The organism is Balneolaceae bacterium (genome assembly GCA_034521495.1).
In the GTDB taxonomy this organism is placed as follows: domain Bacteria; phylum Bacteroidota; class Rhodothermia; order Balneolales; family Balneolaceae; genus Rhodohalobacter.
The window spans coordinates 103632-129181 of sequence record JAXHMK010000009.1 but is presented as its reverse complement, the minus strand read 5'-3'; the positions used below and the strand labels follow the sequence as shown (position 1 = coordinate 129181).

At 43.0% G+C, this 25550-nt stretch carries 24 protein-coding genes and 1 pseudogene; 15 read left to right on the top strand and 10 right to left on the bottom strand.

Translation table 11 applies throughout. From position 1 onward, the window contains the following. Positions 1-123 precede the first annotated feature (123 nt). Positions 124-1245, top strand: a pseudogene (lysA, locus tag U5K72_05515) (diaminopimelate decarboxylase). Positions 1246-1694: 449 nt separating this feature from the next. Here the strand turns inward: lysA and U5K72_05510 are convergent. Next, positions 1695-2966, bottom strand: coding sequence for a dipeptidase (locus U5K72_05510; GenBank protein MDZ7718262.1), 1272 nt, complete (start codon positions 2964-2966; stop codon positions 1695-1697). Positions 2967-3004: 38 nt separating this feature from the next. After that, on the bottom strand, positions 3005-4246 hold the full coding sequence (locus U5K72_05505; protein MDZ7718261.1) for an exo-alpha-sialidase: 1242 nt from the start codon (positions 4244-4246) through the stop codon (positions 3005-3007). 428 nt (positions 4247-4674) lie between these two features. On the opposite strand from U5K72_05505, the gene U5K72_05500 reads away from it, so the two are divergent. After that, positions 4675-6630: an ABC-F family ATP-binding cassette domain-containing protein gene (locus U5K72_05500; GenBank protein MDZ7718260.1), complete on the top strand. Its 1956-nt coding sequence runs from the start codon at positions 4675-4677 to the stop codon at positions 6628-6630. Between the two features lie 162 nt (positions 6631-6792). Next, a complete protein-coding gene (locus U5K72_05495; GenBank protein MDZ7718259.1) occupies positions 6793-7326 on the top strand; it encodes a DinB family protein in 534 nt (177 codons plus the stop codon). Positions 7327-7404: 78 nt separating this feature from the next. Here the strand turns inward: U5K72_05495 and U5K72_05490 are convergent, their stop codons facing one another. Both U5K72_05490 and U5K72_05485 read right to left on the bottom strand, forming a co-directional pair. Then, positions 7405-7680, bottom strand: coding sequence for a SelT/SelW/SelH family protein (locus tag U5K72_05490; protein MDZ7718258.1), 276 nt, complete (start codon positions 7678-7680; stop codon positions 7405-7407). A gap of 352 nt (positions 7681-8032) precedes the next feature. Beyond that, entirely contained in the window at positions 8033-8614 is a 582-nt protein-coding gene (locus U5K72_05485) for a DNA-3-methyladenine glycosylase I (GenBank protein ID MDZ7718257.1), read from the bottom strand. 83 nt (positions 8615-8697) lie between these two features. Here U5K72_05485 and U5K72_05480 point away from each other — a divergent pair, with 83 nt between their 5' ends. Both U5K72_05480 and U5K72_05475 read left to right on the top strand, forming a co-directional pair. Beyond that, positions 8698-9108 (top strand): nucleotidyltransferase substrate binding protein, encoded by a 411-nt coding sequence (locus tag U5K72_05480; GenBank protein MDZ7718256.1) that lies wholly within the window; start codon positions 8698-8700, stop codon positions 9106-9108. Further along, positions 9105-9428 (top strand): nucleotidyltransferase domain-containing protein, encoded by a 324-nt coding sequence (locus tag U5K72_05475; protein MDZ7718255.1) that lies wholly within the window; start codon positions 9105-9107, stop codon positions 9426-9428. The genes U5K72_05480 and U5K72_05475 overlap by 4 nt, the downstream gene beginning before the upstream one ends. Positions 9429-9590: 162 nt before the next feature. Here the strand turns inward: U5K72_05475 and lepB are convergent, their stop codons facing one another. From lepB to U5K72_05450, 5 genes are all read right to left on the bottom strand, one after another. Next, complete coding sequence (gene lepB, locus U5K72_05470) at positions 9591-10676, bottom strand: signal peptidase I (protein MDZ7718254.1); 1086 nt, start codon at positions 10674-10676, stop codon at positions 9591-9593. Between the two features lie 180 nt (positions 10677-10856). Then, positions 10857-11429: a hypothetical protein gene (locus U5K72_05465; protein ID MDZ7718253.1), complete on the bottom strand. Its 573-nt coding sequence runs from the start codon at positions 11427-11429 to the stop codon at positions 10857-10859. Positions 11430-11443: 14 nt separating this feature from the next. After that, complete coding sequence (locus U5K72_05460) at positions 11444-11824, bottom strand: hypothetical protein (GenBank protein MDZ7718252.1); 381 nt, start codon at positions 11822-11824, stop codon at positions 11444-11446. A gap of 4 nt (positions 11825-11828) precedes the next feature. Continuing rightward, entirely contained in the window at positions 11829-13244 is a 1416-nt protein-coding gene (lepA, locus tag U5K72_05455) for a translation elongation factor 4 (GenBank protein ID MDZ7718251.1), read from the bottom strand. 318 nt (positions 13245-13562) lie between these two features. Beyond that, positions 13563-13808, bottom strand: coding sequence for a YkoF family thiamine/hydroxymethylpyrimidine-binding protein (locus U5K72_05450; GenBank protein ID MDZ7718250.1), 246 nt, complete (start codon positions 13806-13808; stop codon positions 13563-13565). 184 nt (positions 13809-13992) lie between these two features. On the opposite strand from U5K72_05450, the gene U5K72_05445 reads away from it, so the two are divergent. The 8 genes from U5K72_05445 (at position 13993) to hisA (ending at position 22513) form a co-directional block, all read left to right on the top strand. Then, positions 13993-15201, top strand: a complete 1209-nt coding sequence (locus U5K72_05445; GenBank protein MDZ7718249.1) for a hypothetical protein — start codon at positions 13993-13995, stop codon at positions 15199-15201. A 95-nt stretch (positions 15202-15296) separates the two neighbouring features. Continuing rightward, a complete protein-coding gene (locus U5K72_05440; GenBank protein ID MDZ7718248.1) occupies positions 15297-16112 on the top strand; it encodes a DUF4382 domain-containing protein in 816 nt (271 codons plus the stop codon). 325 nt (positions 16113-16437) lie between these two features. Continuing rightward, positions 16438-17316 (top strand): ATP phosphoribosyltransferase, encoded by an 879-nt coding sequence (hisG, locus tag U5K72_05435; protein ID MDZ7718247.1) that lies wholly within the window; start codon positions 16438-16440, stop codon positions 17314-17316. Positions 17317-17389: 73 nt separating this feature from the next. After that, positions 17390-18682 (top strand): histidinol dehydrogenase, encoded by a 1293-nt coding sequence (gene hisD, locus U5K72_05430; protein MDZ7718246.1) that lies wholly within the window; start codon positions 17390-17392, stop codon positions 18680-18682. Positions 18683-18804: 122 nt separating this feature from the next. Next, positions 18805-19878 carry a histidinol-phosphate transaminase gene (gene hisC / locus U5K72_05425; GenBank protein MDZ7718245.1) on the top strand — a complete coding sequence of 358 codons (1074 nt, stop codon included), beginning with the start codon at positions 18805-18807 and terminating at the stop codon, positions 19876-19878. Continuing rightward, complete coding sequence (gene hisB / locus U5K72_05420; protein MDZ7718244.1) at positions 19875-20762, top strand: imidazoleglycerol-phosphate dehydratase HisB; 888 nt, start codon at positions 19875-19877, stop codon at positions 20760-20762. Before hisC ends, hisB begins: the two co-directional genes overlap by 4 nt. Before the next feature lie 327 nt (positions 20763-21089). After that, a complete protein-coding gene (gene hisH / locus U5K72_05415) occupies positions 21090-21680 on the top strand; it encodes an imidazole glycerol phosphate synthase subunit HisH (protein MDZ7718243.1) in 591 nt (196 codons plus the stop codon). A gap of 122 nt (positions 21681-21802) precedes the next feature. Then, positions 21803-22513: a 1-(5-phosphoribosyl)-5-[(5-phosphoribosylamino)methylideneamino]imidazole-4-carboxamide isomerase gene (gene hisA / locus U5K72_05410; protein MDZ7718242.1), complete on the top strand. Its 711-nt coding sequence runs from the start codon at positions 21803-21805 to the stop codon at positions 22511-22513. Between the two features lie 294 nt (positions 22514-22807). On the opposite strand, the gene U5K72_05405 is transcribed toward hisA, so the two are convergent. Then, positions 22808-24067: a serpin family protein gene (locus tag U5K72_05405; protein ID MDZ7718241.1), complete on the bottom strand. Its 1260-nt coding sequence runs from the start codon at positions 24065-24067 to the stop codon at positions 22808-22810. Between the two features lie 390 nt (positions 24068-24457). On the opposite strand from U5K72_05405, the gene hisF reads away from it, so the two are divergent. Both hisF and hisE read left to right on the top strand, forming a co-directional pair. Next, positions 24458-25225, top strand: coding sequence for an imidazole glycerol phosphate synthase subunit HisF (gene hisF, locus U5K72_05400; protein MDZ7718240.1), 768 nt, complete (start codon positions 24458-24460; stop codon positions 25223-25225). A 9-nt stretch (positions 25226-25234) separates the two neighbouring features. After that, on the top strand, positions 25235-25534 hold the full coding sequence (hisE, locus tag U5K72_05395; protein ID MDZ7718239.1) for a phosphoribosyl-ATP diphosphatase: 300 nt from the start codon (positions 25235-25237) through the stop codon (positions 25532-25534). Positions 25535-25550 lie beyond the last annotated feature (16 nt).

Below are 25550 nucleotides of genomic sequence, written 5' to 3'. Positions count from 1 at the left end.
GCTGCCCGTTGTACATATCACATTTCATTTCTAAAATTTGTATTCTTAGCATCCTGCTAAATAAATCAATCTGATGTTTACACAAAAGCCAAATAGAAACATTTCAAGTCGCTAAAAACGCCGTTTTACTTTTATGATATGGATCTGCTCGATCGAACCATTGATCAGGTAAAGGAACACGGACAGTCGAAAGGATATCATATTCACTTTGCGATTAAGGCCAATTATAACTTCAGGATATTGGAGAAGATGCTAAAGGCCGGTTTTGGAATAGACTGCGTGAGCGGTCGGGAAATAGAACGGACCATTGAAGCCGGATTTAGCCCCGATCAGATTGCATTTGCCGGTGTTGGTAAAACCGATGAAGAAATTCAAACTGGCTTGGATCACGATATTTTTTCATTCAATTGCGAATCGCTCCAGGAGTTGGAAATTTTGAACGAATTGGCTTCAAAATCCGGGAAAACGGCAAAAGTTGCACTTCGACTCAACCCAAATGTATCCGCAAAAACACACAAATATATTACCACCGGCCTTCATGAAAACAAGTTTGGCATCCACCCGGACCGGTTTTCTGAACTGTTTGAACTGCTGCCTACGCTGGACGCAATTAACCTGACGGGCATTCATTTTCACATTGGCTCACAAGTAAGAGATCTCGAATCTTACCGCCAACTCTGCGAACGGGTGAATGATTTTCAAAAAATCTTCGAAGAAAAGGGATACAATCTCCAGCATATCAATTTGGGTGGTGGTTTAGGTATCAATTATGAAAATCCGGAAGAGGAGGCAATACCCGATTTTAAATCGTTTTTTGAACTGTTTGATGAGCACCTTCAGGTTAAGGATGACCAGGAAGTCCACTTCGAACTCGGCCGAAGCATTGTCGGTCAATGTGGCAGTTTGATCTCAAAAGTGCTCTTCATCAAAGAAGGGGTATCCACTCATTTCGCGGTGATCGATGCCGGTATGACCGAACTGATCCGGCCCGCCTTGTACCAGGCAAAACATTCTATTGAGGTTCTCACAAGCAGCAAAGAACCGGCTACCTATGATGTAGTGGGCCCGATCTGTGAATCTTCCGATACATTCCGAAGAGGAATTTCACTGCCCAAAGTGCAGCGCGGAGATCTTATTGCCATCCGAAGCGCTGGTGCTTATGGCGAAGTCATGAGCAGTGGGTTTAATCTCAGGGATAAAGTGAACGCGTATTACTCGGATGAGTTGATGGAGAAGGCTGTTTAAAAATAGTACGCCGGACAGCCTGTCCGGCACGATATATTTAGTTCCTATACAGAAGGTTTTGCAAAACTCTGACCGTGATCCTGAACTGATCGATTCAGAGATCAGTCCATCGAATACTGGCTATAAAGACGAATGTGAGAATCTGAATCGAGTATCATGAATGAGTTGATCAGTAACGGCAGCGCGTTGTACGACGCGCACTCGTACATATTTAGTTCCTATACAAAGCAAGTGGTCGTGTCTTTGAATAAAATTCAGGCATCCTATTCCACGAATATCAATGGAATTGAGTTGATCAGTAACGGGCTGGCAGCCCGTTGTACTTGTACGATAATCTGTATGCCTAAAGAGAATGCAAATTCAAAAGATAGGACTGTGAACAGATAATCTAATCTGCATTCAGAAGTCGGTTTACGTACGTCAGTAACGGGCAAGCTGCCCGTTGTACATTATTCAAAATCTGAAATCAGCACTTCGGAAGGCTCTTGCTCTTCTTGTAATCTTTTCGCCGTTTTTTCTGCACCTCTCATTACCCGAAGCATGTTAAGTCCGGCGATTTTTTTTAGGTCTTCCTCAGAATATCCGCGTTTTAGCAGTTCGGCGAACAGGTCGGGATAGGTTGAGACGTCTTCGAGCCCCTCGGGTAAACCAGAGGTTCCGTCGTAATCTGCACCAATGCCGATGTGATTGACTCCAATCTCATCACGAATATGATCAATATGATCGGCAAGCTGATTTAATGTCGGGGTTGGAGCTTCATGCTTATCATCCCAAGCTTCCATCTTTTCTGCAATCACATCCACTTCACCGGGATGGAGATACTCCACTCTTCTCTGATATGCAGCACGATCGGCGTAATATTGCCTCAGTTCTTCGGATACAAACGAACCCACATACGTAACCATTATAATGCCGTTGTTCTCTTTTACAAGAGGAAGAATTTCATCGGGCACATTTCGTACATGTCCCGAAACGGCTCGCGCAGAGGAGTGAGAAAACATTACGGGGGCTTCGGAAATTTCTATCGCATCGCGCATGGTAGCGGGTGTTACGTGAGAGAGATCCACCAGCATTCCAAGACGGTTCATTTCGCGAATTACCTCTTCTCCAAATTCGCTCAGTCCGTCGTGCTCTGGATTGTCACTGGCAGCATCGGCCCAGTCAAGCGTTCGGCTGTGGGTAATCGTCATATACCGTGCGCCCAGATCGTAAAATTGTCGCAACACTCCCAGTGAATTGGCAATGGAGTGCCCGCCTTCCATCCCGATCAGTGATGCGATTTTACCATCCTCAAAAATCCGTTCTACATCATCAGCGGTATAGGCCATCTCAAACAGATCGGGATATGTATGAGCCATCCTCTTCACAAAATCGATCTGTTCCATCGTTCGAACAACCGCCTCATTTTCTGGTATATGAGCATTTACATAAACCGACCACCACTGCGCTCCAACCCGCCCCTCTTGCAAACGGGGTATATCCGTATGCATGGGATTTTCAAACTGTGTTGTATCATAAAAATCGAGCTCTGAAAATTTGTATGATGCCCGGTTTCTGTACTGCCAGGGTGTATCGTTATGTCCATCAAATAGAGGAACACTTTCCAAAATCTCGATTGCTTCATCCCGGTAATCTTCCCTGTCTTGCGAGTAGAGTACGCCGGTTAACAGAAAAGTAAAAATGAAAAAACTAAGACTGATTTTTCTTAAAAATGAATACATACCATTTTATTTATGTGATATTTAAAAGAGTTGCCAATCTATTGACTCAGATCAATTTTTGCTGTGCGAATACGGAGAATTGGCTTGGTTTGCGTCCAGGCTAAGAGAAGAGAATTATCTATCAAAGAAATTTGAGGGAAACCACTTGCACGAGATGAATCTGTAATTCCCACTGTTTGAGGGGCCGACATTGTCTCATCAGGATGAATCTCCCGCATCATTACGTATCCTAAACCTTCGAACTCCTGCATCCAGCTTACATAGATGGTTCCGTCTTCACTCATTGTAAGATCGGTTCGGCCCAAAATCCTGTAATCTGTATTGTTGACCTGAATTGGTTCACTGAAAGTTCGCCCGCTGTCTGTTGAACGCGCAAGCAGAATTCGCGGATTATCATTTTCTGCGGTGTACCAGGCAACAGCCACACTGTTTCCAGTAGACGACACACTGGGTCCATTCACAGGACATGCCATTATCTTCCAGTTGTCATCATGAACGGTTACCGGATCACTCCAATTACCACTTTCAGAGTTATACCGGGCAATTTTAATATCGCGAATTTCATCAGCACTTCGCCCCCGGTAGACAGTTACGTATCCCTCATCTGTTTTGGCAAGATCTGTCGGGCAGCAATCGCAAACTGTATGATCAATCACCTGTTTGTTGATAATCTCGCCCGATCTCGATACTTCGGCCGATCGTAACGTCATCGATTTACTGGTATCAGCATATTCATCATCTGCGCGGTCTTCTGTTTCTCTGCCATCCAGCCAAACAGCAAGTACCTTGTCTGAATCTATCGGTTCCAATGAAACAAAACCGTGTTCTGTAGCTGTTCCATCCTGGTGAGGAGTGATACCTTCGCCCCAACTGCCTCCGTCGGCTTCATTATAAAATGAAAGTTCAACATTATAGGCGTAAGGTCCACCCTGTATTTTCCGGAGCCGATGCGCTGCAAGTTCGGTTCCATTCAAACCAACAACCGATGGAAAATCAGCCCAGTTCACGAAAAAATTCATATCTATTTGAACCGTTTGTGGTTCCGTCCATCGCCCGTTTTTATAGGTAGAATATTGCAGGGCAAAAATTTCCTCTTCTATTATGGTCATCCAGCTCATATACAGGCGGCCGGAATTGTCTTTATAGAAATGGGGATATCTTGATCCGCTCTGAGCGGGATTACTCATCACATATTCCATGAGCGGACGCTGAAGAGGTTGTTCCTCGCAAGAGATGGCAAAAAGAATTACGGAAAGTAGTAGAACTGCTTTTTTAAACATCAACAAATCTGCATTAACTTATCAGAAAGTTCATCAAGGTTTGAAAATACTCCACTCCCGCCGGATATGCTAACTTTGTTCGGCTTAATTGACATTTGATCATAAAAAAACTTCTACCTTATCGGCTGTTGATTGCTTTTTTCAACTGCCGAATTTTACAATCCCATAACCTCTCGGCGATTGGGTTAATCACCTGCCGACCCCCCTCTCACGAATGAACCGAGATGGACTCTGCAGCCGATTCGATTGAAAATATCTCTCATTCATCGGATAAGTGTACTCATCTGTTATCTAAAGTCTACCTCAAAACCCTCATCCGTTGAGTCCCCTGAATCACGTCCGAATTTTTAATTTCATTTTATCTATTTCCCTTCCAATTTGATTCTTATTTTTACGTCCACTGTATTTTTGAACCCTTCAAGACCTGAATGTTACAACTCGATAAATTATCGCTGCACTTCGGTGAACATACACTTTTTGAAAACCTTTCCGTCACAATTAATAAAGGAGAACGAATCGGGCTGGTTGGTCCCAACGGTGCGGGTAAATCTACACTGCTGAAAATTATTGCAGGCGAACTGAATCCCGACAGTGGCAATGTAAAAATGGGAAATGCAGATACAGTGGGATACTTACCACAGGATGGTGTGGAACCCGATCCGAATCTGACAGTTTTTAAAGAAGTTGAACGGGTTTTTGAAGAGATCCTTGCATTAAAAGATCGCCAGACCGAACTGCAGCAAAAGATGAACTCCTATTCGTCAGATTCTGAGGAACATGCCCAGGCATTGGAAGAGTTTGGAACTGTTCAGCATAAACTTGAAAACAGGGATGCCTACTCTCTCGGGGCTGATATTGAGCGTGTATTGAAAGGATTGGGCTTTCATGAAGAAGACTTTAAACGTCCCACAACTGAGTTCAGCGGTGGTTGGCTGATGAGAATTGCACTGGCGAAACTTCTCCTCAAACAACCTACCTATCTGCTTTTGGATGAGCCGACCAACCACCTGGATATTGAATCGCTACGCTGGATCGAAAACTTTTTGAATAATTATGATGGAGCTGTCATTCTCGTTTCGCACGACAAAGCGTTTTTGAACAGCGTGACAAACCGGACGCTGGCATTTCAGCACGGAGATCTGAAGGATTATGCCGGTAACTATTCCTATTACACCAAAAAACATGAGGAGGAGCTCGAACTGCTGAAAAAACGATATGAAAATCAGCAGAAAGAGATTAAACAAACTGAAGAGTTTATCGACCGATTTCGGTATAAAGCTTCCAAAGCAAAACAGGTACAGAGCCGAATCAAGCAACTTGAAAAGATGGAGAAGATTGAGCTTGAAGAGGAGCAATCGGAAATTACATTTCAGTTTCCGCCGCCTGATCGATCCGGGCAGGTGGTTATTGAACTCAGAGATGTTGTTAAAAAATATGGAGAGAATACCGTATTCGATGGCATCGATTATGAAGTAGAGCGCGGGGATAAGATTGCAGTTGTGGGGCCGAATGGTGCCGGGAAATCAACGTTGATTCGAATACTGGCAGGGCTTGAGCCGATAACCTCCGGGAAACGGGAGCTGGGCTACAATGTAACACCCGGATATTTTGCCCAGCATCAAGCGGAAGAATTGAACCCAAAAAACACTGCTCTGGATGAGATGCAACTGGCTGGATCGAGAGAATCGGAAACCCGGCTCAGAACCATTTTGGGATGTTTTCTTTTCCAGGGAGATGATGTTTTTAAAAAAGTTGGAGTGCTCTCCGGCGGTGAAAAGAGTCGTCTTGCCCTGGCTAAAATGCTGTTGAATTCCGGTAATTTTTTGATCTTTGATGAGCCGACCAACCACCTGGATATGCGCTCAAAAAATATTCTTCAGCAAGCTCTCGATCAGTTTGAGGGTACGCTTATGATCGTCTCCCACGATCGTGATTTCCTCGATCCCATCGTCAATAAAACACTTGAAATTCAACCCGGACATATTAAAACCTGGCTTGGAAATATCAGCTATTATCTTGATAAAAAGTCGTTTGATGACTCGGTTGATTTGGAGTCAAATGAAGAATCTGATGAACCAAAGAAACTCAGCCGAAAAGAGGAGCGAAGGATTGAGGCTCAAAAACGGCAAGCACTCTCTAAAAAACTCAAACCGCTTAAAAAACGTCTTGAAACCATTGAGAGTAAAGTAGAAACGATGGAAGAAAGAAAAGCTGAGATCGAAGAGATAATGGCACAGCCCGATTTTTATGATGATTCTGATGAGGTAAAAGAGATTTCACTGGAATATGAAACGATCAAAACCGACCTCACAGATCTAATGCACAAATGGGAAGAGATTGCCGGGCGAATTGAGTTTGTGGAGAGTGAATATGAGGCGCAGTAGGCAGTAGGCAGTAGGCAGTAGGCAGTAGGCAGTAGGCAAAAATTTTAGTTTTTTGGAGATCTAACACATGAATTTTGAGTTAATAGATCTTTGGTAATTTCCTTTCTTACATTAGAAGCTGTATTTGAAGGATTATCTCAACTCGAAACCAATCAGATATTCATGAAAAAATTAGCAAACATATTTTTATCATCCTTTTTGATTGTAGCTTTATCTGCGCAAATGATACAGGCTCAAGAATCAAATAATTTCAAAAGCCAGTTTAATCAACATTTTAATTATGCCTCTCGTGTGCTGTCGCTGGCTGAAGAAATGCCTGCCGATCTGTATTCGTGGCGGCCTGACGAGGGTGTCTTTTCGGTGGAAGAAGTTTATACCCACATTGCACGATACAATTTCTATTACCTGGAAGAATCGCTTGGTATCCCGGCACCCGAGGATCTGGATGTTGAGAATATGGAATCTATTACCGGTAAAGAAGATGTGTTAGAAATATTGGAGCGCTCCATTGAGCATGTAAAAGAACATATCGGAGCGATGCCTGAGTCAAAGCTGCTGGAAGAAACGGAGATGTATGGAAGAACCGTAAACGGGCAGGCTGTGCTGATGCAGCTTATTACGCATAAGAGTGAGCATGTGGGTCAATCCATCTCCTATGCGCGGATGAATGGAATTGTACCGCCATGGAGTGAATAGTTTTTTGAGAGCACAAGAGCCGTCTGACCGCTTGGAGCGGTCTGACGGCTAACCTAATTTCGTTGATAAAAGAACACTTTAACGATCGCTGTGCCCCAAATCACGGTTGGGATTAATCTGGTCCCGAACCAATTGCTTTAATTCCTTCGATTCCGGGAAACGATCTTTTTCAGCTCTTGAAAAGATCATCTCACCGTTGAGGAAAATATCAAATGTACCGCCGGTTCCCGGAGCCAACGCCACTTCATCCAACTCTTGTTCAAACGTGGTCAGCAGTTCCTGGGCCATCCAGCAGGCTCGGGGAAGCCATCGGCATTGGGTGCAGTACACTATCTTAATTCGATATTCCATCATGCATCATTTTAAAAAACGTGTGTTCGGCATAAGAATATTAAAATTGATATGGAAAAATGAGGCTATCCAAAAAGGATGTCATTCTGAACTCGATTCAGAATCTCCACTCTTTAACTATGCTTGGAGATACCGGATCGGGGTCCGGCATGACAAAATTGAGTTTATATGCTTAAAGCACATCCTTTTTGGACAGCCTCACTTAGGGGTGGTTGCACCAAAGGCTTCCAACGGAGAAACAGACATTTGTTTTAAAGTTTAAATCTCCTTTCTACCTCCCCTAACCCCTCCTAATCATAGGAGGGGATTTCATCTTCAACGTTCTTAACCTGAACTCAGGTTAATCAGAAACTAACTATGCTAAACCTACCAGTTCTTCATACCGGAAACAATCCACAGTATGATCATTGACCAGGCCGCAAGCCTGCATGTGAGCGTACATAATGGTGCTTCCCGTGAATTTGAACCCGCGCTTTTTAAGGTCTTTGCTGAGGGCGTCGGATTCTTTAGTTGTGGCCGGAACTTCTTTCAAACTTTTCCAGTGATTGACGATCGGCTCTCCGTCGACAAATCGCCAGATGTACTCGTCGAAACTGCCGAATTCATCCTGGATTTCGAGAAATTTTTGAGCGTTGGTTACGGCTGACCGAACTTTCAGTTTGTTACGAATGATCCCTTCAAATTGAAGCAGTTCCTGGATTTTCTCTTCATCAAATTTGGCCACTTTCTTCGGATCAAAATTGGCAAAGGATTGTCGATAGCCCTCTCTTCTTTTCAAAATCGTGGACCAGCTCAACCCGGCCTGGGCTCCCTCCAATATCAAAAATTCGAAATGCGTTTGATCATCATGAACCGGCACACCCCACTCTTCATCGTGGTATTGGATGTATTCGTCAAACTGGCCTTCGGCCCATTCGCAGCGGGTTTTTTCATTCATTCTATTTTTCATTTTACAGTAATAGTTGATGTTATTGGAATGTATGAGCAAATTGAATAAACTCTATCATAAAAAAAGATACAATGCCTGATCAAGATATTCGATGGAAACAACGATTCTCAAATTATCAAAAAGCATTTGGCAAACTTGCCGAAGTCGTTGAGAACAAAACATTGGGTCAGCTGACAGACTTAGAAAAAGAAGGTCTTATTCAAAGATTTGAGTATACCTATGAATTAGCCTGGAAAGTAATGAAAGATTACCTTGAATTTCAGGGAATTACAGGCATAACAGGCTCAAGAGATGCTATCAGGGAATCGTTTCAAAAGGAAATTATTTCAGAGGGAGAAGGTTGGATGGAGATGATTAAAAGCCGAAATCAAACAGCACATCTGTACAATGAAGCAACCGCTCAGGAGATCGCAGAAAACATCGTAAATGTTTATTTCAACCTTTTTGATTCATTTAATAGAAAAATGGAAAACCTGAAATGAAATACGGCCTGAAGCCACATATTTGGAATCAAATTATCAGTTGCGTGAAAAAAAATGATCGGATTGAAGAGGTGATTCTTTATGGTTCCAGGGCGAAAGGTACACACAAAGAGGCTTCAGACATCGATCTGGTTTTGAAAGGAGAAGAGATCACTACAAAAGATCAGCTGAGGCTTGAAAATGAACTGGATGACCTTCTGCTTCCCTGGAAGTTCGATGTGTCCATTTTTCACAATATTACCAATCCTGAACTACTCGATCATATCAGGAGAGTTGGCGTTACTGTTTACAAACAAGATGTAAATCTCCAAGAAAGCTAACTGTTATGACTTTTGAGTCATTTACAGAGGGCTATGCAAAACCGTGGTTATTGGTCAATCTGAACTCGATTCAGATTCTCCATTCGTCTTTATAGCCAGTATCTGGAGATCCTGAATCAAGTATAGAATGACGGTCAGAATTTTGCAAAACCTTCTTACAGTTTAGGAATGAATCAGATCAAAAATTCGATTAAATCGAGGCAGCCAGTTTTCGCCATCCCATGAGAAGTAGATAATTCCGGCCTTACCGATCACGTGATCCTGCGGTACAAAACCCCAATAGCGGCTGTCTTCACTGTCATCGCGGTTGTCTCCCATCATAAAATAGTAATCCTGCTGGATGGTATAGCTGTTGGTCTCAACACCGTTGATGATAAACTGATCGCCATTTCGCTCAACCAAATTTCGCTCGTATCGAAGAAGTATATCTTCATAGATATGCCAGTTCTCCGGCGTAAGTTGTATCTCCATTCCCTCAGCGGGAACAGTAAATTCCTTCATATTATCATGGTTGGCAAATCCGTCTGAAAAATTAAATCCGCGTCGGCTAAAGCCGTCGTAATCATCGGGTAATACAAACTTCTGAACATTATCAATTTCCGGCCATTCGCGCAGTTCAGATGCGATCTGTTCCGTCATATTTATGATGTGAAATCCATTCCCATTCTGTACAATTTCAGCTCCGGCTTCTCGTACTTTTGAGGGGCTTAAGCGAATTCGTTCCCGAACATCCACGCGATAGTTATACATATATGTATCAAACGTTTCAGCTTCTTCTCCATTCACGTAAAGTACTTTGTCATCAAGTCGTAACTGGTCACCCGGTACCCCAACTGCTCGCTTAATGTAATTGGTTTTAACGGAGATCGGGGCTACATCAATCGGGTAGTTGAATACCACAATGTCATTTCGTTTGATATCGGTATAACCAGGAATTCGAGTCCAGGGCAAGTTTACGCCCGGCATATAGATATCGGTAAATGGAACAGAAAGCGTCATCGGTGTTCGCGGACCATATGCCAGCTTTGTTACGATCAGGAAGTCGCCGGTAAGAAGGGTTTTTTCCATACTTGGGGTAGGAATTCGGTAGGCTCCGAAGAAAAATGTGCGTAGAATAATGGCAGCTATACCCGCCCAAATCAGCGCGTCCAGCCACTCTTTTGCCCAATGTTTTGCTTTTGTCTCTTCTGATTTTCTTCGTTCCGATCTCGCTGACCGTTTCCCCGAAGAGCTTTTATTGTTTTTCAATGTCTAAAAATTAGTTAGTGTTTGTAAGAAAACTCATAGTGTCCTAAGGAAACGTCAAGATCAAGGCGCACGAAGTCCCAAAAAAACGTCCCGACTGCTCGGGAAGCATTTTTGGGGCGAGTGCTCCTCTTTTATCCCGCGAAGCGAAACGCAGAGATTGACGTTTTCTTAGAGACACTGTTAGTTAAATGTTGGACGGTCGATCATATCCCGCTGGAATTCGCCGTCTTCGTACTGAACAAGGTACCATTGTTTCCGCTCCGGCGAGTAAAAATAATCCTGAAATTCTACCGGATCGCCCTGTTCACTCATTAAAAGTCTGTTTAACGTTCGTTTTACCTGTGGCATCAAATCAATAAAACGGCTGGCTCCTACATATACAAGCCCATTTTCAAATGGTCCATCAAGATCCAAAATCATCAGCGGCATCTGGCCGTCTACCACAAACCAATACTCAAACTGGATCGCCTTTCCGGGACGGAAGTTTTGCTCGTTAATAAGATCTCCAATGGTTTGAGTTGGTTCCCCAAACACAGCCTGCAATCGTGACCGGAGCTCAATGGTTGGAATTCTATCTATTGTAGTTGGATTGTATAGCCCCTGGCCGGTCCATTTAATATCGCTAAATCGATTTTCGAACTGGCTCTTTTCAGATGGTTCAACTTTTACAATTTCGGGATCTTCAAATTGAGCAAAGGCAATTGAGACCGAGCCAAAAAGAAAAAGAACAACTAAAAATAACTTTCTCATCATATGTTTTTAATGATTTAATCTTCTTCATCCATTGAAAGTACAGCCAAAAACGCTTCCTGGGGAATTTCAACCGATCCCACTTGTTTCATTCGTTTTTTACCTTCTTTCTGTTTTTCAATGAGTTTTCGTTTTCGGGAGATATCGCCGCCATAACATTTGGCAGTCACATCTTTCTTCAGTGCACGAATTGTATCGCGGGCAATCACCCTCGATCCAATTGCCGCCTGCACTGCTACTTCAAACTGCTGTCGCGGAATAAGTTCCTTCAGTTTGCCACAGATCTTGCGGCCCAGGTAGTACGCTTTATCCCTGTGCGTAATGCTCGAGAGTGCGTCCACCTGGTCGCCATTCAACAGAATATCCAAACGTACCAGATCGCCTTTTCGGTATTCCAAAAATTCATAATCGAGCGATGCATATCCGCGTGTTCCGCTCTTCAGCCGATCGTAGAAAGTCGAACACCACCTCGGCCATCGGCAGTTCGTACGTTATCTCAACGCGGTTGTTCTGCATAAAGTGTTGATTGACGTAAACTCCCCGCCGATCCTGGCAGAGCGACATAATAGGCCCGATGTAATCCGCCGGCGTTAGGATACTCGCTTTGATATACGGTTCCCAAACGGAATCAATTTTACCGACCTCCGGCATTTCGCTGGGGTTATCTACTTTGATTCGCTCTCCGTCTTCAAGGTCAATTTCATACCGAACATTGGGGACTGTGGTAATAATATCCATATCGAACTCACGATCGAGCCGTTCCTGGATAATTTCCATATGAAGGAGTCCCAAAAATCCCGCCCGAAAACCAAAACCAAGTGCTTTCGAGGTTTCGGGTTGATAGGAAAGAGATGCATCATTTAACTGAAGTTTTTCAAGTGCTCCCCGCAGATCTTCAAAATCTTCTGAGTTGGTAGGAAAAATTCCGCTAAACACCATCGGTTTCACTTCTTTATAACCGGGGATGGGAGAATCTGCTTTGTTTTTCGTATTTGTAACTGTATCCCCCACTTTTGCATCCTGAAGAGATTTTACACTCCCGATCACGTAACCAACGTCACCGGCTTCCAGTTTATCCGTTTTCTCCTTTTTCAGCTTCAGGTAACCGATCTCTTCGGCATCATACTCCTTTTTAGTCGCCATAAACGTGATGCCCTCTCCTTTTTCGAGAACACCTTCCATCACCCGAACATAACAGATAGAGCCACGGTAGGTGTTAAAAATGGAATCAAAAATCAATGCTTTCAGAGGTTTGTCAACTTCCTGCTTAGGAGGCGGAATTCGTTCAACAATCGCCTCCAGAAGGTCCTCAATTCCTTCACCGGTTTTACCAGATACATGCAAAATTTCTTCATGTGTCCCACCGATCAGATCTACAATTTGCTGTCCCACGCCTTCGATATCTGCACCGGGAAGATCAATCTTATTGAGAACCGGTATAATCTCCAGTTCCTGGTCAAGTGCCTGGTAGAGATTCGAAATAGTCTGCGCTTCAATCCCCTGCGCGGCATCCACTACCAGCAATGCACCTTCACATGCTTTCAGGGCACGAGACACCTCATACGAAAAATCAACATGACCCGGTGTGTCGATCAGGTTGAAGGTTACTACTTCTCCGTTAGGACGTTTGTAATCCATTCGGATGGCATGGCTTTTAATAGTGATTCCACGCTCGCGTTCCAGGTCCATATCATCGAGAACCTGTTCCTGCATCTCTCTTTCACTAATGGTGCCGGTGCGTTCAAGCAGACGATCGGCCAGCGTAGATTTGCCATGATCGATGTGCGCAATAATGCAAAAGTTCCGAATATTCTTCATTCAAATAAGAAAAAGACTAAAATTACTGAAGCCTTAAATATACAAATTCGAAACGGTCATTACAGCGAAATGTTATCTCTTTTAGTTTGAGTGAAAAGGCAAAAGTGAAACGTGAGAAGTAAATGTGTCATTGCAAGCGGAGCTAACAAATTGAATGAAGTTCGCCAATCCTCAAATATGATTTCGAGTAAGGTCATCTTTACGATTGTAAATTGCAGCTTCATCGCTGTCGTTTCCACCCAATGACGTCTCACATGTGCCTTTTCACTTTTGCGTTTTGCCTTCTCACATCTCAGGTCTCATTTCTCAACTCTGAAATTAATCTTCCGTCGGGCTTAGCAGCTCCACATGAAAACGAAAGGCTTCATCTTCAAGAGTCATGGTATCGTAAATTTCCCTAATCAGGTCGAAAACAACATCTGTATCCCCCTTCACGCTCGTGGACAGGTAGTTGATATCGACCTCTACATCATGTTGGGCAACGAACTCTATCAGGTCTTGTACTTTTTCTTTCGGGTGATCGGTGTAAAGGGGTATATAGGTAAGTTGTGCAACGGTTTTCATGATAATCTTTTTTTGGTTGGTGACTTATCTCACCGAAAATAATGCCTTCAAAAAACAATACATAACTTTTCATGAACCTTTCGATATTTTTAATATTTGCAGATAAGTTCATGAGTATTAAATTGAAAGAGTAAGATCAACTTCTGGAACAACCCAATTATAATCCAAAAATAAGCCATCATAAATGAAAATTACCGTCTTAACACTTTTTATTTTATTTCTATTCGCTCATCAAATTAATGCGCAGGAAGAAGCTAATTACGATGAGTCCAACGTCCCAAATTTTACTCTGCCAAAAATTCTCGAAACTACCTCGGGTGAACCTGTCAAAACCATCAATGAGTGGAAGTATCAACGACGAGCAGAAATTGTCAACATGTTTGCCGAGCATGTATACGGCCAAATGCCGAATCATTTTGATTCCATCGAATTCAATGTGGTCAGCAAAAACAGCTCGGCGATTGACGGCACAGCCACTGCAAAAGAGGTGGATATTATCGTCTCCAGAAATGGGAACTCTTTACCGATTCGGCTCAATCTTCTCATTCCGAATCATGCAGATTATCCTGTACCGGTTACATTACTGATGAATCATCGGGGAGCTGAAAATATGGATATCACCCGGGAAGCAAAGGAAGATTTCTGGCCGGCTGAAACGATTCTTGAGCGTGGATATGCCGCCGCGGTTTTTAATGTGGAAGATGTGGCTGATGATGATCCTGATACATATGCCGAAGATCTTCTCGAAACACTTTATCCCGAACAAATCGGCCAGGAAGATGGAATGATGGGGCTCTCCGCCTGGGGCTGGGGTGCAATGCGCGTAATGGATTACCTGGAAACGGATGATGATATTGATCACAAAAAGTCGATGCTTGTGGGACATTCCAGAGGCGGTAAAGCGGCTCTTTGGACCGGGGCGAATGACGAGAGATGGAGTATTATTGTAGCAAATGAATCCGGTGCAGTGGGCGCGGCACTTTCAAAACGTAAATTCGGAGAGACAATAGATATCATAAATAATGGGTTCCCGTACTGGTTTACCCCCAATTTTGAAGCATTCAATCAAAATGAATCGGAGTTGCCGTTTGATCAGCATATGCTTCTGGGTACAATCGCCCCAAGAGGATTGTATATCACCGCTGCCGAGGATGACCAGTGGGCTGATCCAAAGGGAATGTATGAGTCGCTCCTCCATGCATCCGAGGTATATGAGAAGATCTATGGGATTTCCGTTCCGCTGAATGAACGAATGCCGGCGATAAATAACCCGACGGACAATCCCTATGCCGCGTACCATATTCGAAATGGAGAACATGATCTGAAATTATATGACTGGATACAGTTTCTGAATTTTGCGGATCGGCACTTTCACATCAATATGCCTGATTAAGTTGATGCCAAACTTTCAGTTAAAAAAACTCAGGAACATTTAAAAGTTTTTTTGATTTCATTAATTGAATTTATTTTATGAAAAACCTGAGAAATATGATATCACGAATTGCTACACTACTACTTTTTACTCTGTTTCTGCTCACCTCATGTGATGTTGCCGATAACGGAAACTCAAATTCCACCAGAGGTACACTACAAGTCTATCTGACAGATGCCCCCGGAAATTATGAAGCCGTTTGGATTGATATTCAGGAGGTACGAATTCATCGCAGTGAAAATGAGGAGATTGAGGACGACGATGACGGTTGGATTACTATCAGCGAAGAACCTAAAAAAGTCAACCTTCTTGATCTCACCAATGGTAAGCTTGAAGTACTTGGCGAAACCGATCTTGATGAAGGAATGTACAGCCAGATCAGGCTTATTCTGGGTGACGATAATGAGGTCGTCAAAAATGGGGTCACACATTCTCTTGATACTCCAAGTGCTCAACAATCTGGTTTAAAACTGAATGTAAATGCAGAGATAGAGGGTGGACAGGTGTACACACTTCTGCTGGATTTCGATGCCTCCCGTTCTATTATTGAAGCCGGAAATTCCGGGAAGTTTCTTTTAAAACCGGTTATTCGTGCAGTTGCATTTGCTGAAACCGGTGCCATTGAAGGAAGTATTGAACCCGCTGAATCCCTCCCCTGGGTCTATGCCATTGCCGGTACTGATACCGTTGCAGGTACCCGTGCTGATGCTGAAGGCGAATTCAGATTGGTTGGATTGTTATCCGGTTCTTATAATGTCGCCATCAATCCATCAGAAGAAGGCTATTCCGATGAGATTATTAGCGATGTAGATGTTACAGCGCCAGACACAACCGATCTTGGCGTAATTAATCTCGACGAAGACGAGGAGTAGATCCGAAAATTTTACTTTTAGTTAATAAGCAGGGTGTTCATCAAAGCAAAAGGCTGTTTTGAAGTGATACTCTGCTTTTTTTATGCCTGAATTTAACTCATCAATCTACTAACCGTCTGCTATTCTTGCATTGTATTGGAATTCCATTTTTGAAATCCATAATTTACAATCGTGTTGACAAACAAATTACATACCTCTTATCATTTCGGCCACCATCATGGTAGCCACGAACATGCTGTGCATTAAACTTCCCTTTCTTCGCGCAACAGCTTTACTTCATCTTTTTAAATTTAATTTTCTGTATTAATAGACCATTTTTTGACCTATGAGAACTCTCGATTCTACTACATCACTACGAATTGCCGTTCAAAAAAGCGGACGGCTGACCGATAAAACATTGAACCTTTTGGAGGGCATTGGCTTAAAATTCGACGATTATAAACGAAGCCTGCTCGTTAAATGTCTCAATTTCGATGTTGAACTCCTCTTGATCCGTGATGACGATATTCCCGAATATGTACAAGACGGCATTTGCGATCTTGGCTTTGTCGGGGCTAACGTTGTTGAGGAAGACCAGGTGGATGTTGAGATCCTCCGCGGATTGAATTACGGCGTTTGCCGGTTATCTCTGGCAGTTCCTAAAGACAGCGCCATCAAAAAACCGGAAGATTTTGCCGGAAAAAAAATTGCAACAAGTTATCCCGGAATCACCAAACGATTTTTTGAAAAGAAGGGCGTGAATGTAAAAGTAATTACACTCTCCGGATCGGTTGAAATTGCACCCCGGCTGGAAATTGCCGATGCTATCTGCGATCTCGTTTCCACCGGAAACACATTAAAAGCAAACGGCCTTGAGGAGATCATTAATATTTTTGATTCTGAAACTCAGCTTATTAAAACGAATAAGCCTCTTTCCGAAGGCAAACAACAACTTATTGAAAAAATCCTCCAGCGAATTGAAGGATATCAAAAAGCGGCTAAAAGCCGGTATATTATGATGAATGCACCACAGGAATCGGTGGAAAGAATCAAAGAAATTATACCTTCACTAAAAAGCCCAACGGTGATGCCACTGGCCGATAATGGAATGGTGGCTATCCATACTGTTGTTCCGTTATCTACATTTTGGGATGTAATGGAACGGCTCAAAGAAGCTGGCGCCACAGGAATTGTAATGCTGCCAATTGAAAGTATGATCGCTTGATTTTAGATATGAGTCTTGAGTCCTGAGTCATTAGATTCTCAGGACTCAAGACTCGGAACTCAAGACTAATGCAATGAAAATATATACCTACAACCAACTTTCTGAATCTGAAATTGAATCTCTCTGCCGGCGGCCGAAAATGGATTTCAAGTCGGTCTTTGGACAGGTACAGCCAATTCTGAATGATATTGAGACCAAAGGAGACTCGGCAATTCGGAAATACACCAAAAAATTTGATGGTGTTGAATTCGATCTGTTAGCCATCAATCCGAGTGACATTCCAATCAATCTGTCTGACGATGTAAAAGCCGCTTTAGACCGGGCGATGCACAATATTTCGAAGTTTCATCAAAAACAGATTTCGAATGATATTGAAGTGGAAACACAGCAAGGTGTTATCTGCCGGCGTGTTGCAAAACCAATTGAGCGGGTGGGTGTGTATATTCCGGGCGGAACAGCTCCGCTTCCATCTACTGCTATGATGCTCTGTATACCGGCGATGATTGCCGGCTGTGAAAAAATTGTGCTTGCCACTCCCCCGGATAAAGAAGGAAAGATTCCCGATTCAGTTGCCTACGTAGCCCAAAAAACCGGCGTATCAGTAATTGTGAAAGCGGGGGGTGCTCAGGCCATTGCGGGGATGGCATTTGGTACGGAATCGATACCGAAAGTGGATAAAATTTTCGGTCCGGGCAACCAGTATGTAACCGCTGCGAAGATGATCCTTCAAAACAGTGAAGCGATGGTTTCTATTGATATGCCCGCCGGTCCCTCAGAGGTGTTACTCATTGCTGATGAAACAGCCGATCCTGAATTTGCAGCCATCGATCTTTTATCACAGGCGGAACATGGCCCTGACAGTCAAGCCGTTTTGGTTGCCACAAAAGAGACTAATATTTCAGCAATTTCTGATAACCTGGATCGTCTGCTTGAGGATCTTCCACGTAAAGAATTTGCATCCAAAGCCATTGAAAGCAGTTTTATTTTAGAGGTTGATAATTCAGATGAAGCGATCCATTTTTCCAATCGATACGCTCCTGAGCATCTGATCATCAACACAAAAGATGCCGACCGACTTGCTGGAAATGTGACCAACGCGGGATCCGTTTTTATAGGCCCGTGGACACCGGAAAGCATGGGAGATTACGCCTCCGGAACAAATCACACGTTACCAACATACGGATATGCCCGGATGTACAGCGGAGTTTCACTAAACAGTTTCCAGAAATTTATTACCATTCAGAAAATCTCTGAGAAAGGATTAAAGGATCTTGGCCCCACTGTTGAAACATTGGCAGAATTGGAAGGCCTGGATGCACATAAACAAGCAGTGAGTTTAAGATTGAAGAAATTATCGAAGGAGTAGAAATAGAAGTCCCCTCTCGAGAGGGGATTTAGGGGTGTGTTCGGCACGGTCGACACACCTCTGATGGTTACGCTGAACGCTCCTCCATCTGTCTCCTCTCAAGAGGAGAGTTTTAAACCGAAATAACAAAAAATAAAAAGCCCGAAATAATCGACATAGATAGCCTTGTTCGCCCAAACATCAGAAATTTGAAGCCGTACCGAAGTGCCCGCGATGACTTTGAAGAGGGCCTCCTTTTGGATGCCAACGAAAATAGTCTTGGCTCACCGGTTCGAAATGATCTTGAACTGCACCGGTACCCTACTCCAACTCAAGATGCACTGCGAAAGAAGATTGCGGAATGGCGCCAGGTCGATTTTGAAAATATTTTTTTAGGTGTGGGAAGTGACGAAGCGGTGGACCTGATCATGCGGATTTTTTGTGAACCCGGAAAAGATTCGATCATTACAACTCCGCCTACATATGGCATGTACAAGGTATCGGCCAATATCAATGATCTGAATGTAAAGGAGGTTCTTTTAACGGAATCGTTTCAGTTGAAGCCGGAAAAAATTATTGAAGCGGCTGATGAACAAACCAAAGTTCTCTTTTTGTGCTCGCCCAACAACCCCACAGCTAACAGTATGAAGCAGACAGACCTGCTCAAAATTGTTACCCAGTTTCCTGGCATTGTGGTTATTGACGAAGCCTACATTGATTTCAGCGGGCAAGAGTCGATGGCGAGCTTGGTTCAGCAGTATCCAAACTTGGTGGTGCTGCAAACATTTTCAAAGTCTTATGGGCTGGCAGGAATTCGGTTAGGAATTGCGATCTCAAATCCGCAAATCATCAACTACATGATGAAGGTGAAGGCCCCGTACAACATCAACAAACTGACGGCTAAAACCGCCCTTGATGCTTTTGATAATATGGAGTTGATGAAGTTCAATATTCAAAAAATTATTGAGGAGAAAGAGTATGTAGCTGAGCAGTTGGGACACGCAGAAGAGGTTGAGAAAGTGTATCCGTCTGATGCAAATTTCCTGCTTTTTAAAATTCAGAATGCGGAAGAAATCTATCGGGAACTTGCCGCCAGAGGTGTGATTGTTCGCTATCGGGGAAATGAACCCCTGTGCGAAAATTGTCTGCGCGTGACAATTGGAATGCCGGATGAAAATATTCGTTTCCTTAAAACCCTGAAGGAGGTACTCTCGTGAAAATATGGATTGATAAGTCTGCTCTAACCAACAGTTCCGACTCTTTACTCCCGCCCGGTGCGCTTTTCTCGATAAAATATCTGCAGGAACATGATGTCGAGTTTTCATTTGATACCGGTTTCTTATCGGATCAACAGAAGAAACTGATCGAAAATGAAGAGATCTATGTGGGTGATTTTAGTGCTGAAAGTGCTGACGGATCAATTCAGCGAAAGCAATCTTTCCAATTTATCGAAGGTGAATTGCTTGTTGAAGAAGCTGCCGACTGGGCTACATTGAGCCATAGTATTTTATTTCCAAGCCGTAAGGCGGTCGTCAAAAGAAATACGAAAGAGACCGACATTTCTGTTTCTATAAACCTCGATGGAACGGGTCAGAGTGAGATCAATACCGGCCTGAAGTTTTTCGATCATATGCTGGAACAGATTGCGCGACATGGATTAGTAGATCTGGAAATCAGGTGTGATGGAGACCTGGAAGTGGATGAGCACCACTCAATTGAAGACACCGCTATCGCCCTGGGTCAGGCCATTCGAAAAGCAATTTCTGATAATAAAGCCGGAATTCAGCGTTACGGGTTTGCTCTGCCGATGGACGAAACCCTGGCCACTGTTGCTATTGATTTGTCAGACAGACCCTACCTGCAATGGGATGTTGATCTGAAACGGGAGTATGTTGGCGATTTTCCAACGGAGATGCTGGAGCACTTTTTTTATTCGCTGGCAATGAACGCACGCGCCACCCTCCATGTTTCAGCAGATGGAAAAAATGAGCATCACATAATTGAAGCCATTTTTAAGGGGTTCGCGAAAGCACTGCGATTTTCTGTGAGCCGCAATGAACGAATCAAAGGAATTTTACCAACTACAAAAGGAACAATTTAGGTTTATAGTGAGACGGCAAAAGATGAATGATTTATTTAGTGTCATCCTGAACTTGATTCAGGATCTCCTGGCTTTAACGCAAAAGGGGATTCTGAGTCAAGCTCAGAATGACTTTTCTCTTGGATGGCGCAAGCGTCCCGCTTGTGACCTTAACTCGTTCCACCGCTCTGCTGTGGTACATTTACTGTGGATTGTGCAAACATCTTGGTTATTCTGGATGGCGCAAGCATCTTACTTGTGCCACATCTTATCGGGCACAAACGAGACGTTTGCGCCATCGCTGTATAAAACTTCTCACTTTTCACTTTTGCCTTTTCACTCAGAGAAATGATAGGAATTATAAAATACCAAGCGGGAAATTTGGCATCCGTTTCGAATGCCTTGGACAGGCTTCAGGCTGATTACATTATTTCGGACAATACGGATAAACTTGACAATACAGATGCAATCATTTTCCCCGGAGTAGGCCATGCCGCTGCAGCAATGGACGACTTGCGATCCAAAGATCTGGACGTCTGGCTGAAAAATACAAAAAAGCCTGTTTTAGGAATATGCCTGGGAATGCAGCTTTTCTATGAATCATCCGAAGAGGGCAATTGCGAAGCTCTTGGCATTATTCCCGGCCGGCTTAAACGGTTTGATTCTACAAAAGCTAAAGTTCCGCATATGGGGTGGAATCGATTCGAATCGATTAAAAAACACGATCTTCTCTCAGGAATTGAGGAGAAACATTTTCTCTACTACGTGCATGGCTATTATGCTCCACTAAGTGAATGCACACTGGCTACATGCAACTATATTCAAAATTTTACAGCTGTTGCAGCAAAAGATAATTTTATTGGTGTTCAGTTCCATCCGGAAAAATCGGGCCAGGTGGGTTCGCTGTTACTACAGAATTTTTTGGATATGGTGGGTTAATCACAGAGCCGTCTGACCGCTTTGAGCGGTCTGACGGCTAATTGCCTGTAAAATTTAGTCAGATCCGCGAAGTCTTCTAAGACTTCGCGGATCTTTCGTTAAGTAAAAATTTAAAATTATCTATGAAAGTTATTCCCGCTATTGACCTGCTTAACGGTCAGGTTGTACGCCTTCAGAAAGGAGATTATCAGAAGAAAACAGTTTATAACGACAACCCTATAGAAGAAGCTTCAAAATTTAAGGAAGCTGGTTTTTCTCACATCCATGTGGTGGATTTGAACGGGGCTAAAAGTGGGAAGTTTGAGAACCTGCTGATCATCAAACGGATCATTAATGAACTGGAATTGTCCGTTCAAACCGGGGGTGGAGTCAGATCTCAAGGAGATATAGAACTGCTTTTAGATGCCGGATTAAGTGGTATAATCTGCTCCTCCATGACGGTAAAAAAACCAAAAGAGTGGCTTCAGGCGATCAAAAATTATCCTGAAAAAATGATTCTTGGCTTAGACCTGAAGGATGGAAAAATGGCTTACGGGGGTTGGCTGGAAACATCGGATCAATCCATCGGCGAGTTTATAAAACCAATGCTTGATGCCGGGCTGCAAACCGTTCTAAGCACCGATATTGCGCGGGATGGAATGCTGAGCGGGCCCAATATTGAAATGTACAGAGATCTTCAAGACGAATTTCCTGAACTGAATTGGATAGCATCAGGAGGGGTATCAAAAATAGAAGATCTAAACGAACTTAAAGAACTGGATATATACGGCGTAGTTGTGGGGAAAGCATATTACGAAGGAAAGATTGGCCTTGAAGAACTATCGGAGATTTGATTATCCACAACTCAATTTCAAAAAGAAAAAGCCATCCCACTAATCAGGACGGCTTTTAATTAAATAATTTATCCGTTATTCTCGAATGCAGTCATCTTGCTTTTGCTCTTCCATCTGGCAAGTATCAACTGCTGTTGCTCCGCATTGCGGACATGTTGACGGTTTATCCATATCTGATCCTCCTTTTATGATTGACGTTCATTTTAATAACGTCAACTTTCCCGGAAAATGTTCAACTAAACCATAGTTTATACTTGGTTTAAATAAAACATACCTTCGGGTCTTTAAATTGATTTACAACACGGACGGATCTTTCACTTTACCCATAAAAAGATTCGTGCCACTTTCTCTCTCATGGATAATAAACACAAACGGCCGATTTACAACCATGGATGGTGGCAAAGACGTAACTCCAACACCAACTGAAGTTACAGCAGCAGCTTCGGTGCCCTCTTCATCAACGCTGACAAACGTTTTATGCTTCACCTCACTGATATAGAGATTCTGTGGTGAGACGTCTGCGATGCCTGAGAAATCAGCTAAATTCTCATTAAAAGCCTGCTCCATGCCCATCGATTTCAGAATGTCGTTATAGGTAATCTCATAGTCCATCTCAAACTTTGGAAGTTCCAGTGGAACCTCTGAAACGTGCAAATTTGATCTCCATTGGGACAGGTTTTTATATGTTACTTTTTCTTCAATAAATTGATCGAGAGGCATTTCCGGATCACCCGGCATCAGCACACTCATGGTAAACAAACTGTCTCCATATGGCAGCTCAATCATCCGAACGTCCTCAGAAAAATAAGCTGCAAATCTCTCTTTTTGGCTCATCATATCAACCTCCGCGGTTTCCCCATTTTCGAGATGAAAATCCGCTTTACGGGTATCATCCTTATCAAACTTACTGAGCCAGTCTCCTTTAAAATAGATCGCATTTATCAGGTACATCACCATCTCGGCAGGAATTTCATCGAGAATTTTCTCAATTTTTCCTTCGGTTTTATCATCCACCCAACGGTTGATCGTATCCACAGATCCCGGATCCTGAAAATCCAGCCCGGCAACCTCGGCATTATAAAATTCTTCTAAACGTTGCAGGAAATCATCTTTTACCGGCAAAGACTGCTCATGCCAGACTGAGTTTGCAATTTTCATGGTCACTTTAGGATCAACAGAAACCAACAACTCAATAAGTGATTGAAACGCCTGGTTTACCTCTTCGATTTCCATTCCGCTCAAATGAAGGGCTTCTTTTATCTGGGCAAGTGTTTCTCCCTCTGCTCCGTTTAACGTCATTGCCAGGGCGGTAGAAATACTTAACGGAGAGATAAACAGGTTCTCCTCCTCATTATCGTACGAAACGGTTTGGCGAAAAATATCATAGCTGAACGACTGATCCGCTTTTACAAGTTGTTTTTCTGAAGCGGTAAGCTCTCTTGGCAGTTCACCACTACTGTCGCCCGGACCTGTTACATCCGATTGGCAGGTGAGAAAAAATATCGCGATGAGAATGGTTGAAAAAGTCAAAATCAGCAGTTTTTTAATCTTCATGTTCATGGTTGATTTGATTTATTGATAGAACGTCATTACCTGCAGAATGATATTTTATATTTTATTTTTTTTGATGACCTCTGTTATCTATACACCCGCTTCTGATGATGTACCTATGTACTTTTGTTATCAAGTGATGTTTCTGACATCGCTACGACGCCTCTAACGACCATTGTTAGCAGCATGCAATCTCATAACCAAATGATCTTCTTTTTTAAATTCTCACATAGATTTTTGAAATCCCCTATCAATAGTTTGGGGATTGCCACCGCCGGAAGCTCACCCACAACGATTTTTTATTTGAATGAAATAATCATAACCTACACCACAGAATCCACAGAAAACATTCTTTTCAATCAAAATATCTGTTATCTTCACACCTTCTAAATTATGCTAACAAGAAGAATCATACCATGCCTTGATATTAAAAACGGCCGGACCGTGAAAGGGGTGAATTTCGTCGGCCTTCGGGATGCCGGTGATCCTGTAGAACTGGCCCAGCGATATACCGAAGAGGGTGCAGACGAACTTGTTTTTCTTGATATTACTGCCACCAAAGAGAAACGGAAAACGCTTGTTAAGTTGGTAAAAGATATCGCATTGCATATCAATATTCCGTTTACCGTAGGGGGTGGAATCAAATCAGTCGAAGAGATCGAAGAAATTTTAAAAGCGGGTGCAGATAAAGTGTCGTTAAACAGCGCAATTGTTCGTGATCCGGATTTGATTACCCGCGCATCCGACGAATTTGGCTTCCAGGCGATTGTTGCCGCAGTAGATGCCAAAAAACGACCAGATGACGATTCGTGGGAAGTTTTTGTGAAAGGTGGATCTGAACCAACCGGCCTGAATGCACTTGACTGGATGGAAAAAGCCGAACAGCTTGGAGCCGGCGAAATCTTGTTAACCAGCATGGATCGCGACGGAACAAAATCCGGATTTGACCTTGAATTACTTAAAGAAGCGAATAAACGCCTTTCCATTCCCGTGATTGCAAGTGGCGGCGCCGGTACCATTCAGCACTGTTGCGATGCTGTTCTAATTGGCAACGCAGATGCAGTGTTAGCCGCCAGCATTTTTCATTTCAGGGAGATTGAAATTTCAGATCTTAAGGCTAAAATGGCAGAAGAAGGAATTAACGTACGAATTATTAATTAAAACACAGATATGGCTACCAAAGAAGAAGTTGAATTTCTATACGACCTCGAACGATTACTTGTCAGCAGGCGAATTGAAAAGCCTAAAGGATCGTACTCCACAAAACTATTCAAAAAGGGGATCGACAAAATTGCTCAAAAATTAGGTGAGGAAGCTGTTGAAACCATCATCGCTGCGAAAAACAAAAAGGATGCTGAACTGATTGGCGAAACAGCAGACTTAATTTATCACATGCTTGTTCTTCTCGTTGAAAAAGAGATTCCACTTGACAGAGTGATCCAGGAGATGATGCTCAGAAGTAAAAAATAGATTTTTAATCCGGGAT

Bases quoted from the DNA above. Each gene is read 5' to 3' on its own strand.
- U5K72_05500 (MDZ7718260.1), top strand. From the start codon at position 4,675: ATGTTACAACTCGATAAATTATCGCTGCACTTCGGTGAACATACACTT.
- U5K72_05445 (MDZ7718249.1), top strand. From the start codon at position 13,993: ATGAAAATTACCGTCTTAACACTTTTTATTTTATTTCTATTCGCTCAT.
- U5K72_05495 (MDZ7718259.1), top strand. From the start codon at position 6,793: ATGAAAAAATTAGCAAACATATTTTTATCATCCTTTTTGATTGTAGCT.
- hisA (MDZ7718242.1), top strand. From the start codon at position 21,803: ATGAAAGTTATTCCCGCTATTGACCTGCTTAACGGTCAGGTTGTACGC.
- U5K72_05480 (MDZ7718256.1), top strand. From the start codon at position 8,698: ATGCCTGATCAAGATATTCGATGGAAACAACGATTCTCAAATTATCAA.
- hisE (MDZ7718239.1), top strand. From the start codon at position 25,235: ATGGCTACCAAAGAAGAAGTTGAATTTCTATACGACCTCGAACGATTA.
- lepA (MDZ7718251.1), bottom strand. From the start codon at position 13,244: ATGAAGAATATTCGGAACTTTTGCATTATTGCGCACATCGATCATGGC.
- U5K72_05505 (MDZ7718261.1), bottom strand. From the start codon at position 4,246: ATGTTTAAAAAAGCAGTTCTACTACTTTCCGTAATTCTTTTTGCCATC.
- hisF (MDZ7718240.1), top strand. From the start codon at position 24,458: ATGCTAACAAGAAGAATCATACCATGCCTTGATATTAAAAACGGCCGG.
- U5K72_05475 (MDZ7718255.1), top strand. From the start codon at position 9,105: ATGAAATACGGCCTGAAGCCACATATTTGGAATCAAATTATCAGTTGC.
- U5K72_05450 (MDZ7718250.1), bottom strand. From the start codon at position 13,808: ATGAAAACCGTTGCACAACTTACCTATATACCCCTTTACACCGATCAC.
- hisH (MDZ7718243.1), top strand. From the start codon at position 21,090: ATGATAGGAATTATAAAATACCAAGCGGGAAATTTGGCATCCGTTTCG.
- U5K72_05440 (MDZ7718248.1), top strand. From the start codon at position 15,297: ATGATATCACGAATTGCTACACTACTACTTTTTACTCTGTTTCTGCTC.
- U5K72_05490 (MDZ7718258.1), bottom strand. From the start codon at position 7,680: ATGATGGAATATCGAATTAAGATAGTGTACTGCACCCAATGCCGATGG.
- U5K72_05405 (MDZ7718241.1), bottom strand. From the start codon at position 24,067: ATGAAGATTAAAAAACTGCTGATTTTGACTTTTTCAACCATTCTCATC.
- hisD (MDZ7718246.1), top strand. From the start codon at position 17,390: ATGAAAATATATACCTACAACCAACTTTCTGAATCTGAAATTGAATCT.
- U5K72_05465 (MDZ7718253.1), bottom strand. From the start codon at position 11,429: ATGATGAGAAAGTTATTTTTAGTTGTTCTTTTTCTTTTTGGCTCGGTC.
- hisG (MDZ7718247.1), top strand. From the start codon at position 16,438: ATGAGAACTCTCGATTCTACTACATCACTACGAATTGCCGTTCAAAAA.
- U5K72_05485 (MDZ7718257.1), bottom strand. From the start codon at position 8,614: ATGAATGAAAAAACCCGCTGCGAATGGGCCGAAGGCCAGTTTGACGAA.
- U5K72_05510 (MDZ7718262.1), bottom strand. From the start codon at position 2,966: ATGTATTCATTTTTAAGAAAAATCAGTCTTAGTTTTTTCATTTTTACT.